The 20229-nt window shown below is 64.4% G+C and carries 1 protein-coding gene; it reads left to right on the forward strand.

From position 1 onward, the window contains the following. The first annotated feature begins 1710 nt into the window (after nt 1-1710). Nucleotides 1711-20145, forward strand: a complete 18435-nt coding sequence (locus PW843_11110; GenBank protein MDE1147153.1) for a hypothetical protein — start codon at nt 1711-1713, stop codon at nt 20143-20145. The last annotated feature ends 84 nt before the right edge of the window (nt 20146-20229 follow it).

The following is a 20229-nucleotide window of genomic DNA, read 5'->3' on the forward strand; positions in this document are numbered from 1 at the left end:
CTCGCGGCGCTTTTTGGTATTGAAACTGGGCCCGGCGCCGTGGTTGCGGGGCTGGTTGGGGGTTTAATTGGTGGCGTAGTAGGAACTGTGGGCGGTCAGGAAGCGGTTGATCAGATTTGGGCGACTGCGCGTGATATTGTTAATCTTATGGGCGGGGCTGGTGCTGGTCTTAACAATTACCAGCCAGCATCGGTTGGGATATTGGGCGATAATGCCGGAAACGTCCCCTCGGATATCGTTGATCAGCTTAATCGATTGGTTGAGCAAAAATACCAACAAAGCCAGGAAGAAGATCCGAGTCTGACTGTTGCCCAGTTTGTCTCTGGCACGGTGTCGGATGTCAAGAACAATCAGTCTGCGGCATATTCTTCTGATGGTGGTGCATCAGTCCTTGTGGATCCGTCGGATTCATCTTCAGGAACTTCCTATGTTGCGACAAGTTCGACCATCTATGATGAAAATGGGACGCTTATAGGTAGCGTTGACGTGGATTCTAACGGGAATGTCTACGCAGTAGGGCATTCCGCTTCCGGTGGTGACCAGTCACCGCAGACGATTGGTTTATATAAATCGTCCAATGGTAGTGAATCTCTTGCAGTTAATGCCGATGGAACGTCAACTGATGATAGATATTTTAATGAAGATGGAAATGTACAGAAAGAAATAGTCAATAGAAATCAGAATGGTGATGAAACTTCACAGGCTGTAAGTGAGTATTATGATTCAACATTAACTTCCTCTTCTGAGACTTTCTATTATGGGTCGTCTTTGTTTGGTGATATCGACAAAGTTGGCGCAACTTTTAATAGCCTTACAATAACGGAGAACGCTGACGGGCAGCTTATGGGGGTGGTTTCCACTTTGAGTAATGGGCAGGTGGTTCAATCTTCTCCCATTAAAGTGTCTAATCAAAGTATTGGCGACTTATACGAAACTCCATACAATGATAATAGTTTGGCTGCTGGTATTGGCCAGGCGTTAGGATCATCTTTAGGCCGCATGTTGGTGGGGGGTAATGCTTTCGAGGGGATCGGCGTCAGTGCAACGTTGGGCACTCTGCTTGAGCAGGTCGCAGGTTCCATAAACGGATCGACGAACTTAGCCGCCGCAATCAATCAAGATTTCTCCAGCACCAAGGGTGGCCTCTTCCAGAATCTTGAGAGTGCTGGTGCGGGCGCGCTGGGCGGCTATCTTTCTGCTGATCTGATGAACGCGCTGGGAATTGATCCGAGTTCATTTGTCGGTGGATTGGCGAATACAGTTGCTGCCACTACCATCTCGACTATTGCGAAGAATCTCGCGACCGAGGTTGTAGATGGTGCTAATGCGGCGAGCTGGAATACTGGCCTGTCGGGCGCCTTTGGTAGCGCTGTTGGCAGTTATTTGGGAGAAGCGCTGGCAGGAGCACTTCTTTCTCCAGACTCTCCCGAAGCGGCTTTGGGCGCCCAATTGGGAGCTACTTTGGGGACGGTAGCTGGCGCGACGGGACTGTTGGGCTCAATTAGCGCGGGTACGGGGGTAGCAGCTGCCGATGCCGCTATCGCCAATGCATTGTCTCAAATCGGAATTAGCCTCGCGCCAGAGGCAATCGGTGGAGTCATTGTACCTTTTGTTGGGGCATTCGTTGGATTCATTGTTGGAGAGCTTCTAGGCAGTCTCTTTGCAGGGCCGGAGCCCTATAGCTTGGCGACCGTCAAGTACGAAAATGGGATGTTTGTCCAGGATGGCCTGAATTCGCCGCAGGGCGGGGAGTATGACCAGACCGCTGTGGAATACGGCGACAGCGTTGCGGCCGAACTGAACGCGATCACCCAGACGGTTGGTGGCACCCTAATCGAGGCTGGTCACGAATTCTCGGTCGGTATTTATCAAGGCAAGAATTCATATAACAGTAATGAAGGCTACGACAGTGTCGCCTATAGCGATACCACCGCGCTGACCGATTATGCGGTCATGCATCAATTAGCGACGATGCAGTTCAGTGGCGGTGACGTTTATATTGAGCGCGCCATCGATGCAACGTTGCGCTCTTCCGATACACCGGGCGTTCAGACGCTGGCGGGCGATATCCAGATCGCCGAGGATTACGAGACCTATATTCAGAATCAAGCGATGATCAACGAATTGGTCGCCGCGAACCCTAATTCCGCCTTCGCTGCCAGTTGGGTGACAGAACTCGCCATCGCGGGCCAGATGGGTTACGGCACCAGCATCCAGGGCGGCACCTGGAGTGATAACCTGGAGGCCACGGCCGACCAGAAGGTGCTGATCGGTGGCGGCGGGAACGATGTCTACACCTTCAAGGCGGGTGACGGTTACGTCACGGTCGATAACGGCATCTCCATCGACAACGAGCAGCGCGGCCAGCTGGAATTCAGCGGGGTGACGGGCGTCAGCTTCGTGCGCAAGGGCGTGGACCTGGTGGTCCTCACCAACGCCACCGGCGACCAGGTGACCATCTCGGGTTTCTATGCCGACAGCTTCGCGCGGGTCAGCGAGATCGATTACAACGGGACGCAGGTGACGGCGTCGCTGGCGGCCTATTACGGCAACCTGGCGGCGGGCATCACCCCGGCGGTGGATGATCCGGGCGCATCCGCCGGCATGGGCGTGGCCGGCGCCACCTATGTGCTGCCGGACAACACCTCGCTGTCGGGCGGGGTGGGCGACGACGTGCTGGACGGCAGCAGCGGCGCCGACACCCTGCTGGCCGGCGGCGGCAATGACACGCTGATCGGCAACGGCGGATCCGACATCTACGCGCTGAACGCCGCCGGCCAGCTGACGGTGGTCAACGGCGTGGCCGGCGCCGGCGCCAGCAGCGAGCTGGACATCGAGGATGGCGTCAGCAGCAGCCAGTTGAGCTTCGCCCACAGCGGCAACGACCTGGTGATCACCAGCGCCGACGGCACCACCGAGGTGACGGTGCAGGGCTGGTTCGCCAGCGATTCCGCCAAGCTGTCCACCATCAGGCTGGGCAGCGGCGCGTCCGCGCTGACGGTGGTGTTCAGCGTGGTCGACGCCAGCAGCAACCTGGTCAGCTACACCGACGCCACGGGCCGGGTGGTGGAAAGCGTCTTCTTCACCGAGGCGGGCGCCAAGACGGTGGACTATCAGTTCCACGCCGACGGTTCCAAGGAAGTGCTGATCTATAACGACACCCGCTACACCCTGGTCGACCAGCAGTTCGACGCGGCGGGAAACCTGCTGAGCCAGGTCGGCACCCGGCCGGACGGCTATCAGGACATCAACTACTACTTCCCCGGCACCTACATCCTCTCCGCCAGCGGCGACCAGATCACCGTGGCGAATGGCACCACGCTGACCCTGGCCGGCAGCGGCGACACCCTGAACGCCAGCGGCACCACCCTGGTGGCCAGCGCCGCCGGCCTGAACGCCACCGACGTCTATGGCAACAACAACACCATCACCCTGAACACCAACACCACCGACAACATCGGCATCCACGGCACCGGCAACCTGGTCAACGCCACCGGCGACTGGCTGGTGGTCTATGACAACGCCCAGGCGGCGGTGACCGGTGAGAACGCGACCGTCCACGCGCGCAACAACGCCGCGGTCACCTTCAACAGCCGCAACGACATCCTGGATGTCGAGGGCACCGGCGTCACCGCCAGCATGGCTTACGGCACGGTCAACTTCACGGCGGCGGGCCAGTCGGCCACGCTGGCGGGTGGTGAGCTGACCATCAACGGCAGCGGCGACACGCTGACCAGCGCCGGCTTCGGCGACGCCGACCTCTACGGTTCGAATAACACCGTCACCCTGCGCGCCAGCAGCACCGACACCATCGGCATCCACGGTGGCACCGGCGATGTGGTCAACGCCGCCGGCGACGTGATCACCGTTTACGCGGGCGCCCAGGCGACGGTCAACGGCAACAGCGCCACGGCCCATGTCCAGGCCGGCGCCTCCGTCACCATGGCCGGTAGCGGCGACGTGGTGGACGTGGACGGCGCCACCGCCACCGCCAGCCTGTCCGGCGGCACGGTGAACTTCGGCACCACCCAGCAGACGGCTACCCTGTCCGGCGCCAGCCTGGTGATCAACGGCAGCAACGACACCATCATCAGTGCCGGGCTGACCGGCGCTGATCTCTACGGCGCTGGCGACACCGTCACCCTGGCCGCGGGCGACAGCGTCGGCCTCCACGGCACCGGCGATATGGTCACCGCCGCCGGCGCCGCCGTCACGGTGTACGAGAACCTTCAGGCGACGGTGAACGGCGACGCCGCCACAGTCCATGCCCGCAACGGCGTGTCGGTCGGCTTGTCCGGCAGCGGTGATGTGGTGGATGTGGAGGGCGCCAAGGTCACGGCTATCCTCGAAAACGGCACCATCAATTTCAGCAGCACCGGGCAGACGGCGATCATCGGCGGTTCGAGCCTGGTGATCAACGGCAACGGCGACACCATCATCAGCACGGGGCTCAGCGGCGCCGACGTTTATGGTTCCAACGACACTCTCACCCTGCTCCCCTTCCCTAGTGACAGCGTGGGGATCCACGGCATCGGGGCGGTGCTCAACTCCGCCAACGGCGCTGCGGTGACGGTCTATGAGAACGCCCAGGCGACGGTGAACGGCAACAATGTCACCGCCCATGTCCGCAATGGCGGGTCGGTCGGCGTATCGGGCTCCAACGCCAGGGTGCTGGTGGAGGGGACCGCCGTCACGGCCGGCCTGTCCCAGGGCACGGTAAGCTTCACCGCGGCCGGTGAGACCCTGACCCTGGGCAGCGGCGGCAGCGCCGCGTTGCTGCTCGCGGGCCTGGTGGACACCCTGGCCGGCAGCGGGGCCGCGACAACCCTGGCCTCCACCGGCACCCTGAACGTGACGGGGTCGGGCGAGGTGGTGACGGACGGCATCGCCGGCGGCGTGGTCCTGTCCAGCGGCACCAACAACACCCTGGTGGCCACCGGCACGGGCGCCACCCTGGAAAGCGTGGGCGGCAACGCCACGCTGGTGGGCAACGGCCTGGGCAACACGCTGATGGCGGCGGGGGGTGCGGCCGTGGCGGAGTATGACGCCGCCGGCATGACCATCAACCTGGCGGCCGGCACGGCGCTGGCGGCGGGCTCCACCACCTCCGACACCCTGGTCGGCATCACCAGCCTGGTGGCGGCAGGCAGCAACGACATCATCACCGGTGCCGCCGGCACCAACATCTCGGTAACCGGCAACAACGACCAGATCCTTCTGCATGGCGGCACGATTACCATCTCCGGCGCCGTTGCCAAGGTGGAGACGCTGACGGTCGTTCCGCCGGCCCAGGCCGCCGGCACGGTGGATGTCCTGACCACCGGCGTGACCTTGAACAGCAGTGCTTCTGCCGCCATCCGGACCCTCAACATGTCCGGCGACACGCTGCTCGCGGGCTGGGGCACCTACATCGTCAACGGCGCCAACGACGACGTCGTCATCCAGGGCACCAGCGCCAGCACGGCCACCCTCAATGGCACCGGCCACCAGGTCACCCTGGGCAGCAGCAGCGTCGCGGCGACCCTGACGGGCAGCGGCGACACCGTGACCCTGACCGGCAGCACGCTGGTCGTCACCGGCGCCACCAACCTGGTGGAGACCATTGGCGGCACCGGCGGCCTCATCTCCGTCCTGACCGACAGCGACACCATCAGCCTGGCCAGCGCCGGCGCGTCGCTGAGCATGAACAACGGCACCGCCGTCATCAGCAGCACCGGCGACACGCTGGCCGGCACCAACGACGGCACCACGCTGACCGCTACCGGCCTGGCCCTCACCGTGGCGGGCGCCACCGGCCAGGTGCAGCGCGTCACCGCCACCGGCGACGTCATCACCGTGCTGCCCACCGGCGCCACCCTGACCTTGGCCGGGGGTGGTGACACCCTGTCCATCGGGGGCGGCAGCACCACCCTCAGCGGCACCGGCGACACCCTGCTGGGCAGCGGCGACAGCGTCAGCCTGACGGTGGCGGGCCTGGCCCTGACCTTGGGCGACGCCTCCGCCCAGGTGGCCAGCATCGCCGGCAGCGGCGACACCATCACCGCCGTCGGCACCAACGACACCCTGACCCTGTCGGGCAGCAACGACACCCTCACCATGCCCAGCGGCACCCTGACCCTGCTGTCGGGCAGCCAGGGTGACGTCATCACGATGAGCGGTGGCACGCTGATCGCGCAGGACGGCGTCGGCGCCACGATGGCCACCACCCTGACCGGGTCGAACGACCAGGTGGGCATGGGCGCGGGCAACACCCTTGTTCTTTCCGGCAGCAACGACGCAGTCAATGGTACGGCCGACACCGTCACTTTGTTGTCGGGCGACCAGACGGACGGCCTCTTTTTGAGCGGCAGTCGGGTGGTGGCCCAGGACAATGTGGGCAATACCTCCGGCTACGCCCTCTACGGCGACCGGAACATCCTGACGGCCGGCGCCAGCAACACCCTGGAGGTCGGCGGCAGCAACAACAGCCTAACGGTGGCCACCAGCGGTTATGTCGGCATTTACACGGGCAGCCAAGGCAACGCCGTCACGATGAGTGGCGGTACCCTGGCCACCGAGGACGGCGTCGGCTCCACGACGGCCACCACCCTGACGGGAACCGGTGACCGGGTGAACCTGGGCGTGAACAACACCCTGGTGCTGTCGGGCAGCACCGATGTCGTCAATGGCACGACGGAGAGCCTCACGCTGCTGTCGGGCAGCCAGTCGGACGAACTGCACCTGACCAGCAGCACGCTGGTGGCCCAGGCCAATGCCTCCTACGCCCTCTACGGTGACCATGACACCCTGACGGCCGGTACCGCCAACACCATGAACGTCGGCGGCAGCAGCGACACCCTGACGGTGGCCGGCGGTTATGTCGGCATTTACACCGGCAGCCAGGGCGACACCATCATCATGTCGGGCGGCACCATCGCCACCCAGAACGGCGTGGGCAACACCGCCGCGATCGCCATCAACGGCAACAACGACACCATCAACCTTGCCGACAACTCCGTCGTCGTGCTGACCGGCACGGGTGAGGCGGTGGCGGCCAATAACAGCACCATCACCATCAACGCCAACTCCAGCGCCGTCATCACCGGTGTCGGCGACACCGTGCTGATGGCCGGCATCAACGCCACCGCCACGGTCTCCAGCGCCGCCGTCTCGCTGACGGCGTCCGGCGTGGGCATGACGCTGGGCGGCAGCAACGACACCATCACCGGCACGGGCACGCTGATCTCCACCGGCCTGTTGGCGGCCACCCTGGCCGGCAGCGCCGACACCCTGACCCTGCGGTCCAACAGCACCGACGGCGTGACGGTCACGGCCGGCACGGGCCATGTCATCAACGCCGTGGGTGACACCCTGGCGGTCGCCGGCCCGGCGCGGGCCTCCATCGTGGGGGCGGGCGACGTGCTGACCATGACCGGCGGCGCCGTCGTCACCATCAACGGCGCCAAGGATGTCGTGACCACCACGTCCTCCACCCTCACGGTGGCGGGTGCCGGCGGCGTGGTCGAGACCATCGGCGGCGGCGCCAGCACCATCACCGTGCAGTCGGCCGGCGATACCATCAGCCTCAGCGGCGCCAACCAGTCGCTGACCATGAGCACCGGGACGCTGGACCTGACGGGCGGCAATGTCACGCTGGCCGGCACCACCAACCAGGTGGTGATGGCGGCGGGCACCTCGGCCACCCTGGTCGGCACGGGTGACGCGGTCTCGGCCACCAGTGCCAGCATCACCGTGGCCGGCGCCGGCACGCTGACGGCGTCCGTCACCGGCGATCATGACAGCGTCACCGTCACCTCGGCCGCCGACACGGTGACCGTCAGCGGTGCCAGCCAGTCGGTCAACATCGGCAGCGGCACGCTGGTGCTGGCGGGCGGCACCGCCACCGTCAACGGCGCCGCCACGTCCGTCACCTTGGCGCCCGGCAGCGCCGAGGTCGCGACCGTCAACGGCAACGCCGACATCATCACCGGCGCCGGCGGCACCACGGTGACCGCCACCGGCACCGGCGACCTGCTGACCCTGGCCAGCGGCAGCACCGCCACCCTGACCGGCGGCGGCGACACCGCCACGGTCAACGGCGCCACGGTGGTCATCGCCGGTGCCCTGGGCCTGACGGAGAGCATTGGCGGCGGCGGCGGCATCATTTCCATCGCCACCACCGGCACGCCGACGGCGCGCGACACCCTGACCCTCAGCGGGGCGGGACAGCAGGTCACGGCCAGCGGCCATGTCCTGACCGTCGCCGCCTCCGGTGGCCTCACCCTGACCGGCACGGGGGACCAGGTGGCCTTGGGCGCCGGCGCCGGCGCCGTGCTGAACGGCACCGGCCATGTCGTCACGCTGGCGACCGGCGCCTCGGCCCAGTTGAACGGCAGCAACGACACCGTCACGGCCGCCACCGGCGCCTCCATCCTGATTTCGACCACCGGTCTGAATGAGACCATCGCCGGCAGCGGCGGCCACGGCATTGTCAGCACGAGCGGCGATACCATCACCATCAGCGGTGCCAACCAGACGCTGACCATGAACGGCGGGCAGGTGGAGGTCACCGGTGGGCTCACCACCCTGGACGGCAGCGGCAACACCGTGACGGTGGACGCCGGCGCCACCCTGGCCATGACCATGAGCGGCAACGCTATCACGGCCAGCAACGCCGGCCTGATCATGGTGGGTGCGGGGCCGCAGACGCTCAGCGTCGGCGGCAGCGGCAACACCACCAGCATCGTCAACACCGGCTCCACCGTCACCCTGAATGGCGCCGGGCAGATCTTTTATGGGACCAGCGACCGGGTCACCGTCGCCTCGGGCGACGCGACGGTGTATGGCACCACCCATGCCATCACGGTCGCCAGTGGCGCCAGCGCCACGCTGGCCGGCTCGGGCGACGTGGTCACGGCTTCGGGTGCGACCCTGGGTATCGCCGGCGCCGGCACCTTGGTCAGCACCGTCAACGGCGGCAACGACACCATCATGGTGACGTCGGCGTCCGACACGCTCAGCCTCAGCGGCACCGGCCATTCGGTGGCCATGACCAGCGGCACCCTGGCCCTGCAGGCCAATGCCTCGGCCACGGTCAGCGGCGGCACCACGACCATCACCCAGGCGGCGGGCGCCGTCGCCATCCTGACCGGCAACAACGACACGGTCGCCAGCAGCAACGTCACCGCCACCCTGGCCGGGGCCGGCGGCCTGACGGCCACCATCGCCGGCAGCAACGACGTCATCACCGTCGTGCCGACGACGGGCGACGTGCTGATCCTGACCGGCAGCAACGAGGCGGTGACCGCCACCGGCACCACCATCAAGACGGCGGTGTCGACGGGCACGCTGACCCTGACCGGCCGCACCGACGTGGTGAACACCACCGCCGGCGGTGCCGTGGTCCTCACGGCCGGCAGCTCGGCCAGCCTGACCGGCGCCAACGTCACCAGTGTCGCCACCGCCAACGGTGCCACCCTGGTCTCCAGCCGGACGAATGAGACGCTGGCGGCGGGCACGGGCGCCTCGACGCTGGAGATCACGGGCGCCGGCTACGGCCGCATCCTGGGCAACGCCAACGGCAGCACGCTGGAGGCCGTGGGGGCCGCCGGCCCCGTGGTGCTGGCCTACAGCCTGGCCAACGTGGCGGTCAACCTGGCGACCAACACCGCCAAGATCAACGGCGCCAGCACGGCCGACACGCTGATCGGCCTGAGCGTGGTGTCTGTGTCGGGCACCGGCGACACGCTGATCGCGGGTACGGGCGCTGCCACCCTGCAAAGCACGGGTGGGACCACCACCATGGTGGCCACCGGCCAAGGCAGCACCCTGCAGGCGGCCGGCGGCGCCGTCGTTGCCTCCTACGCCGGTGACAACCTGGTCATCAGCCTGGGGGCCGGCAGCGGCACGGCCAAGGTCTCGGGCGCCAGTGCGGCCGATGTGCTGACGGGCATCACCACCCTCAGCCTGGGTGGGCACAACGACACGGTCACCGCGACCGGGGCGACGATCTCGCTGACCGCATCGGCGCCGACCGCGACCATTGGTGGCAGCGGCAACACCGTCGCCGTCGTCTCGGGCCAGGGGCTGATCACCGTCACCGGGCAGACCGAGCACGTGGCCTTTGCCGTGGGCGGCAGCATGGCGTTGTCGGCCGGGGCCTCGGCCACGGTCACCGGCGTCGCGGGTGGCGGCACCATCACCGCCAATGGCGCATCGGTGGTTTCCAGCCGTACGGGTGAGACCCTGGTGGCCGGCACCGGTGCCTCCACGCTGGAGATCACCGGCGGTGCCAGCGGCACCATCCGGGGCAACGCCAACGGCAGCACGCTGGAGGCGGTGGCTGCTGGGAGCGTCCTGGCCGCCTACAGCCTGAACAACCTGGCCGTCAATCTGGCGACCAACACCGTCAAGGTGAACGGCGCCAGCGTCAGCGACACGCTGGTGGGCATCAATGCGGTGTCCACGTCGGGCAACAACGGCACCCTTATCGGTGGCGGCAACACCACCACGCTGATCGCCACCGGTGTCGGCAACACGTTGATCGCCGGCACGGGCATCACCTCGCTGGTGTCCAGCGGCCTGGGCAACACGCTCAGCGCCGGCGCCAGCGGCGCCACAGCGGTGGCGGTCTACAACACCGATAACATCTCGGTGGACCTGTCGCTGGATCCGGAACAGGCGACCCTGCGCGACACCGCCGGGAACATCTTGGGCATGGACGTCCTCTACGGCATCAACAACGTGCTGGTGAACGGCAGCCATTCCACCATCGTGGCCAACCTTGGGCTCGATACGCTGGTGGTCAACGGCTACGACGACACGCTGATGTCCAGCCATGGGGTGGGCGCCACCACGTTGGTGGCCAACGGTGGCTCCAACACCCTGGTGACCGACGGCGGGCTGGGTGTGGTCGCCGGCTACGAGGCCGATGACCTGACCATCAACCTGCAAACCAACCTGTCGCAGGTGAACGGCACCAGCGAGATCGGCACCCTGGCGGGCATCGAGGCCATCCTGGTCACCGGCGCCCATGACACCATCATCGGCAGTGATGCGGTGGCCAGCACGCTGACCAGCAGCGGCACGGACGACACACTGATCGCCGGTGCCGCCGCCTCCACCCTCATCGCTATCGGCGGCAACGCCACCCTGCTGGGCCATGCCAATGGCAGCACCTTAGAGGTGAATGGGGGGATCGCGCTGGCCACTTACGCTGCCGACGACATGGACATCAGCATCGGCAGTCCCCTCGGTCAGGATGAAGCCTTTGACAACCTGCACGGCTCTTCGGACACGCTGGTGGGTGTCACGGCGGTGGAAATATCGGGCGCGTGGTCATTTGCCCGTGTGTCCGCAGGCGCCACGGGCACTTACACCCTTATCGCCGATGGGGCGGGCGAGATCTTGGCCGCCGGCGGCGACCTGACGACATTGGTGTCGAGCGGGATGGGCAATACCTTGGATGCCAATAACGCCGTGGCGGTGATTGCCCAGTATTCCGCCGACAATTTGGTCGTCAATCTGGGCGGGAACGGGCCATTGATGATGGCTTATACTGCCAGTATTGACGGTAGCGATACCTACGATACCTTGATGAATATTAATACGGTTACCACCTCCGGCAATACTAATACGCTGTATGGTGACGATAGCAGTGTCTTCATGGTAACCGGCACCAGCGACCTGATCGATGTCGCCGGATCGCACGTCACCCTCAACGGTGCGGCCGGCCAGGTGGCAACCATCTCCGGGTACGAGGGCGTCATCAAGATGGTCGCGGTCGGCAACACCCTCACGTTGGGCGGCGCGGACCAGACCTTGGCCGCCAGCGGGGACACCATCAATGTGAACGCGGCCACGGCGATACTGATGGGGAGCGGCAACACCGTGTCCCTGGCCGCCGCGGACGCGCTGACCATCGCCAGCGGCAACGGCAACGTCATCACCACGGCCAATGGTGTCATGGCGCTTCCAAACACAACCCTGACAATCCCCACCCCAGGCGGAACCCTGACGATCGCGGATGGCCTGGCGGAAACCATTGCGGGCAGTGGTGCCGTTGTCGCCCTGAGTGCCGGTGACACACTGACCGTTACCGGCACGAAGCAAACGCTGACGGGTAGCGGTGATACCATCTTCCTGGGGGCGGGGGCCGTCGCGACGCTGACCGGAAGCAACGACGTGGTGAGCCTGGCCAGCGGCGCATCGCTCTCCCTGTCCGGCAGTGGCGCCGTCATCACCGGCACTGACGCCACCGTCACCCTAGGGGCGACCGACGGCCTGGTGGAAACCCTGGGCGGCAGCGGCAACACCCTGACGGCGTTGGCGGGTGCAACCATCAATGTCAGCGGCAGCGGCCAATCCTTGAAGGTCAGCCAGGGCGTCGTCATTTTGGCGGCGGGGGCCGACATGAGCCTCCACGGTGCCGGCAACACCGTCACCGCGGTCAGCGGCGGTAACGTCACCGTGGGCGGCAATACCAAGACGGGCACGACGAATGCCGTGACTTTGTCCAACGGCACGTTGACGGAAAGCGCCAACGCCGTCGTGGACCTGACCGGCTCCGGCAACCAAGTGACCATAGGCTCCAGCGACGTTGCCGGCATTTACGGCGCCAACAACGTCGTGACGGCCACCGGCAGCAGTGATTCCCTGTGGATGAGCGGCACCGGCAACACGGCCACGGCCACGGCCGCCGTGTTCAATCTGTATGCCGGCACCGGCCTGACCATCAACGGCAACCGCAACAGCGTGAGCGGCAGCCAGGGAAGCACGGTCGTCACCCTGACCGGCAACAACGACGTTTCCACCCTGACGGCGGGCACGCTGGTCCTGGCGGGGGCCCTGGGCTACATTGAAACCCTGGGCGGCAGCAACGATACGATCAACGCGACCCTGTCCGGCACCACCATCAGCCTGAGCGGGACCGGCCACGTGCTGACGGGCAGCGGTGAGACGGTCCTGGTGGCGGCCAGCACCACGGCCACCGTCAATGGCGGCCAGAACGCCGTCAGCCTGTCCAGCGGCGACAGCGTCACGGTGAACAACGACAGCAACGCCGTCACGCTGGCGGCCGGCGGGGTCGCCACCATCACCGGCACCGCGGACACGGTTGCCGGCAGCGGCGGCACGGTGCTGGTGACCGGCACCTCGGCCTTGGTCAACCTGACCGCCAGCGGCGCCGCGGCCAGCCTGACGGTGGCGGGCGAAACCGCCATCATCAGCGGCACGACCAACACCGTCACCGGCACCAGGGATATCATCACCCTGGGCGGCAGCGTCAACACGGTGCTGGGCACGGGCAACACCGTTAACGTCCAGGCCGGCGCCGACGGCACCATCGACGGCAGCGGCCAGACCGTCTCGCTGGCTGCCAAGGCCGGCCTGGTATCCATTACCGGGAAGACCATCGGCGTGACGGCGGCCAGCGACACCCTGGCCATCTCCGGCACCAGCGTGACTGTCACGGGCGGTGGCGACACCATCTCGATGACTGGTGCCGCCACTGCGATCGTGAACGGCGTTGCCAACACCCTGACACTGACGGGTGCCGCCGCCGTTCTTGCCACGGGCGAGAGCGACAATCTGACGCTGAATGGCAGTTCGCTGACCGGTACCAACCCCAGCGCGACACTGACGGGCTCCAAGGCCACCGTCGCCCTGACCTATGCGTCACTGCTCATCAGCACCAACACCGGCCTGGTGGAAACGATCAACGGCCAGCATGGCAATGTCACGGTAACCTCCGCGAACGATGCCCTGACCGTCAGCGGCATCAGCCAGGCCGTGACCATCAGCGGTGGCACCGTCACGGTGCTTGCCGGCAGCACTGCCTCCATCAGCAACGCTGTCTCCATCGGCAACGGCGGCAACCAAGTGAGCTTGCTCGGCGGTTCCACCGCCACCCTGCTGGGTAGCGGTGACGTGGTGACGGCGAATTTCACCGACGCCTCGGGTACCCTTCCCTTGGTGGGGGCCACCCTGCTGATCGGGGCTACGGGCCTGAGCGAGACGGTATCGGGTTCGCACGCCACCATCACGCTGGCAAGCGACACGCTGACCCTCAGCGGCGGTCCGAACACCGTCACCGCCACCACCAGCACCCTCACCCTGACGGCCTCCAGCACCACCACCCTGAACGGCACGGGCAATACCGTGTCGCTGGGCGCCAGCGGCATGGTGACGGTGACCGGCGCGGGCAACGCTGTGACGTCGAGTGGTACGGCGACGAACGCCGCCACGGTCATCGTGTCGGGCGCCTCCCTGACGGAAAGCATTGGCGGCAATTATGCCCTGGTCACCGTGACGGACGGTGCCGGCGTCCTGAACGTCAGCGGCACCGGCCACAGCATCACGCAGAGCGGCGGCACGGTCAGCCTGGCCAACAGCGCCAGCGTCACCGTCACCGGCGCCGGTGAAATCGTCAACGGCGGCACGGGAGAGGTTCTGACCATCGGTGGCAACGGCCTGTCCGGCACGGTGGACACGGTCAACCTGTCGGGTGCCGTCATCGCGGAAATTGGCACCTCCGATATCGTCTCCAACATCATTGTCAACGGTGACAGCAACACCCTGACGGCCGGCAGCGGCGACATCATTACCGTCAACGGCGGCAGCAATACGCTGACGGTGACCGGCGGCAAAGACAATGTCACGCTGAAGGGAAAGAGCAACGTCGCCACCATCAGTGGCGGGGCGGTTCACGTGCTGACGTCGACGGTGTCCGGCATTGCCACGTCCGCCACCATCAACGGCAATAGCGACACGTTGATCCTGGAGGCCCAGACCACCACGACCGTGACGGGCGACAACCTGACGGTCACCGGCACCAACAGCGTCCTCACGGTGTCGCCGATCGACCCGACGAAGGCGCCCACCATCACCATCCAGTCCGGCACGACCGGGACCACCGTCAATGGCGATAGCTTCACGCTGAACCTGAACGCCAATTCCACCATAACCGCGACCGGCAACGCGCTTGCGGTGGCCGCGACCAGCGCCACGGTGACGTTCGCTGGGGCGACCGGTTATACGGAGACCGTCACCGGCGACAGCAATATCATCGGGATGACCGCCGCAGGCGACGTGCTCAACCTGAATGGGGCGGGCAATTCGGTCACCTCCGTTTCCGGCAATACGATCAAGATCGCCGGGAACGGCAACGCGGGGAATTCCGACCTGGTGCAGATGTCCAGCGGCACTGTCATTCTGGCCGACAGCGCGCGCTCCGACGTCACGGGATCGAGCAACCAGATCACGCTGGGCAGCGGTGACGCCCTGGGAGTCATCGGGAACAACGTCACGGTGACGGCCACCAACTATGGTGGCGACAACATGATGATTTACGGCACCGGCATCGTCGTCAACACCACCAGCAACGTCATCGGTCTTGCCGCCGCGTCGCAGGTCGCCGTCAACGGAACACTCGATCTTGTCGAAGTCTATGGCAACTCCACCCTGGCGATGTCGGGCGGTACCGTCACCTTCGGCGCCACCGGCTACGCCTTGGCCCTGTCGGGCAACGGTGACGCGATCATCGCCAGCGGCGACACCATCAACTCCAGCGGCATCACCAACGGCACCTTGTACGGTAACAGCAACACCGTGAACCTGCGGACCAATTCCGGCGACAGCATCACGGTTGCCAGCGGCACGGCCAACATCGTGAACGCGTCCGGCGATGCGGTTTCCATCATCAACGGCGCCCAGGCCACGGTGAACGGCACCAGCGACACGCTGACCCTGACCAACGGGGCCTATGGCACCATTACGGGGACCGGGGACACCGTCAACGCCACCAGTTCCAACCTGACGCTTTCCAGTGCCGCCGCCCAGTCGGCGACCCTGAACGGGAACGGTAACAACGTGTGGATGAACGCGGCGAACGCGACGCTATCCCTGTCCGGCGGCGGTGATACCCTCTGGTTGACCTCTCAGGATACTCTCAATATCGGTGGAAACGGCCAGGGCGGCACGGCGAACGTCGTGTTCGGGTCGGGAATCACAGTCCATAACTTGGATAATGCCACTACAGACATACATGGTGACGGGAATAGCGTTTCCGGTGGAAATAACGATAGTATTGCCATTTATGGAAACAACAACTCTACGACAATTTCTGGTTCCGGCACGTACGTTCAATTATCGGGTTCCGGTAATACGGTAAAAATAAGCAATAATAATATCAGTTTGGTGGCGGGTGCGTCCGCGACCATTACCGGTGGTGGCGACGTTGCCAAGATTTTTGGTACCGGCGCCAATCTGTCCATGAGCGGGGGCACAGTCATCTTTGCTGCGGCTGCGTACACGCTGACGCTATCGGGCGCAGGCAACGCGATCACCGCCAGCGGCGACACCATCAACTCCACCGGCATCACCAGCAGCACCCTGAACGGAAACAGCAACACCGTGAACCTGCGGAGCAGTTCCGGCGACAGCATCACGGTTGCCAGCGGCACGGCCAACATCGTGAACGCGTCCGGCGACGCCGTGTCCATCATCAACGGCGCCCAGGCCACGCTGAACGGCACCAGTGACACGCTGACCCTGACCAACGGCGCCTATGGCACCATCACGGGGACCGGGGACACCGTCAACGCCACCAGTTCCAACCTGACGCTTTCCAGTGCCGCCGCCCAGTCGGCGACCCTGAACGGGAACGGCAACAATGTGTGGATGAACACCGGAAGTGCTGCGTTGACCGTGAACGGCACTGGAAACGTCGTCACATCGGTTGCTGGCAACACCATCCACGCGAATGGCAATGGCGCCAGCACGGGGGTGAGCAACAGCCTTCTGATGTCGAACGGCGTCATCGTCCTTGCCGATGGCGCCTATGCGAGTGTCACAGGTTCGGGCGACCAGATCACGCTAGGGGCCACCGACACCGTCAGCGTGGCAGGAAGCAATGATACCGTCACGGCGGCCAATAATGCCGGCGATCATATTCGAATTAACGGTACAGGAATTGTCGCCAACACCACCGGCAGCGTCTTGAGCGTGGCTGCCGGCTCGCAAGCCACCGTCAATGGCAGCGGTGACGCGATGTATGTGGACGGCAACGCCACGCTGGTGATGTCCGGCGGCACCATTACTTTCGATGTGGCCGGTTTGACCCTGGGCCTGACCGGCTCCAGCAACGTCATCAACGGCAGCAACATCACCCTGAACGACATCGGCGGCGTCAGCGCCAGTGATATCTATGGCGGTGGCAACATCATCAATTTGCGTTCGAACACCGGCGACAACATCGGCCTTCACAGCGGCAGCAGCAACACCGTCAATGCCCAGGGGGACACCGTCTCGGTGTATGGGAATGCCCAGGCCACCATCAACGGCGGCAACGTCTCGGTGACTGAGTTGGCCGGGGCCAGCGTGTGGCTGACGGGTGGCGGCGACACGGTGAATTCCACCAGCGGCAACGTGACCTTCAACATCGCGAACGGCCAGACGGAGACGGTCGGCGGCAGCGGCAACAGCACTTGGGTGAACGCCACCGGCGGCATCCTTAATCTGAGCGGCACCAACCAGACGGTGGTGATGTCCAGCAGCTACCTCAACACCCAGGCTGGCACGACCGGCAACGTCTCCGGGTCTTCGCTGACCGTCAACGCCGGCACCAACAACACCTTCAATTTCGCCGGCAACAGCAACAACATCACCATGGGTTCCGGCGGTTACGTCGGCCTTCTTACCGGCAGCCAGGGGACCGTCGTCACCCTGTCCAGCGGGCGTCTGGCGACCCAGGACAATGTCGGCAACACCAGCATCACCACCCTGTACGGTTCCTCCGACATCGTGACGATGGGGGCCACCAACTCCTTGAACCTGGTCGGTAGCAGCAATACGCTGAGCCTGGGGAACGGCGGTTACCTGGGCCTGATCGGCGGGTACCAGGGCAATATCATCACCATGTCCAGCGGCACGATCTATACCCAGCAGTCCGTCGGCTTCACGCTGAGCGGCAGCAACGACGATGTCCATCTGGACCAGAACAGTGCCGCGACGATCAATGGCTACACCAACACGGTGTACATCAACGCCGGTGACGTCCTCACCACCACGGGCACTGGCGACAAGATCTACGTCAACGGAAATGCCACGGTGACGACGTCCGGTTCCACGTTGACCATGCAGGCGGCCAACACCACGCTCAGCCTGACCGGTTCCGCGAATGTCATCAACGGATCCAACATCACCATCAATGATGTTAGCGGCCTCACCGGCAGTAACATCTATGGTGGTGGCAACATCATCAACTTGCGTTCCGGCGCGCATGACGACATCAGCCTTCACGCCGGTGGCAATAATACCGTCAACGCCCAAGGGGACACCGTCTCGGTGTATGGGGACGCGCAGGCGACTATCCACGGCGACAGCGTCACGGTGAATGAATATGCCGGCGCCAGTATCTGGCTGACGGGGGCCAACGACGTCGTCAATGGCACCAATGACACCGTGACCTTCAACATCGCGAACGGGCAGACGGAATCTGTCGGCGGCAGCGGCAACAATATCGTCGTGAACGCCACGAGCGGTACGCTGAGCCTCAGCGGCAGCAGTGAAACGCTGACCATGTCCAGCAGTTGGGTCAGCGCCCTGGCTGGGACGACGGCGACTTTCATCGGGAATAGCGTCACCGCCACGATGGGGGACAACAGTTCCGCCACCCTGGTTTCAGGAGATCAGTCGGACAATCTCAACATGTCCAGTGGGCAGGTGACACTCAAGGACAACGTCGGCAACAGCGGCATCATCAGCCTGAACGGTTCCTCCAATGCCGTGACGCTGGGCGCCAACGACTCCCTCAACATATCGGGCAGCAGCAATACCGTGTCCGTTGGCAGCAACGGCTATATAGGCCTGATCAACGGTAGCCAGAACAACAACATCACCATTTCCAGCGGCAGGATCAACACGCTGCAGAACATCAGCGCCACGATCAAGGGCGACAGCAATATCATCGCCGTTGGCACCAGCAGTTCGATGACCGTCAACGGCAACAATAACGTGATTTACGCCAACGACGGTGACAGCATCACGGTCAACGGCACGGGTGACGTGATCTATACCAGTGGAACCGTCGCGATTTACGGCAGCGCCAGCATAGTAAATGCCGGTCCAACAGACAGTTCCAAGCAGAAGCACGTAGTGTACATATATTCGTCCGGCACGACCTTGAACATGACGGGAGACAGTAATGAAACCAGTTCTATTTATGGCGATGGTGTAACCGTCAACGGCGATACCGGTAGTGATGTGGCGAACGTTGGGGGTGGCATCTCTACGACCATCACCAGCAGCGGTACGGTTGGCATCATTGGCAGCAATTCGACGGTTACGGTTTCCAACAGCACGATCAATACGGTCCCGGACGTCAGCTTCACGCTGTCTGGTAGTCATGATGCAATTTACGAGGCTGACAATGTCTCCGCCAATGTTCATGGGACGTACGATACGGCGTACGGTAGCGGCAGCGCCTCAGTCCTATTCTGGATTGGACCCAGCAAAGGCAACAACGACAGCTACGGTCCGGTCCTAGATTGGGTAAATGAGGACGATCCGATCATCCTCAACCTTGCGGGCCAGCCGGTATCGACGACGGGGCTGGACGGGTCGACGGTTCAGTTCGACATGGCCAACACCGGTACGACGCAGCCGACCGGTTGGGTGACGGCGGGCGAGGGCATCCTGGTCTATGATCCGGATGGCAAGGACACGGTCACCCAGGACAGCGATTTCGTCTCCGGCTATTCGCAGTTAGCCCAGATGGACAGCAACAATGACGGGGTGATCAATAGCGCCGACGCCGCCTGGTCCAGCCTCAAGGTCTGGGTGGACCCGACCGGCCAGGGCGTCTTCAACGCCGCCGACCTGGTCAGCCTGAGTGATCTCGGCATTTCATCCCTCAATGTTCAAGGGACGGACTCCAGCCGGGACGACAATGGTAACACCATCCTGTCGGATGGGGCCTACACCAAGACCGACGGCACCACGGGGGCCATGGCCGCCGTGGCCCTGGCCTATAGCGTGGACGACGCCACCCAGCAGTTGATCCAGGCGATGGCGGGGCTCAGCGGCAGCGGGTCGTCCGGCATGTCGACGGCCTTGCCCGATCCCGCCAGCACCACCCAGCAGCAATTGCAGTTGGCGGCGGCGCACTGATCACGGTTTGGTATAGTGAAGGGAAGGGCGGCCCGCCGGTGTTCGGCCTTGGCCAGACACCGATGGGCGCCCAACCCCATCCCA

Source organism: Azospirillaceae bacterium, assembly GCA_028283825.1.
Classification (GTDB): Bacteria; Pseudomonadota; Alphaproteobacteria; order Azospirillales; family Azospirillaceae; genus Nitrospirillum.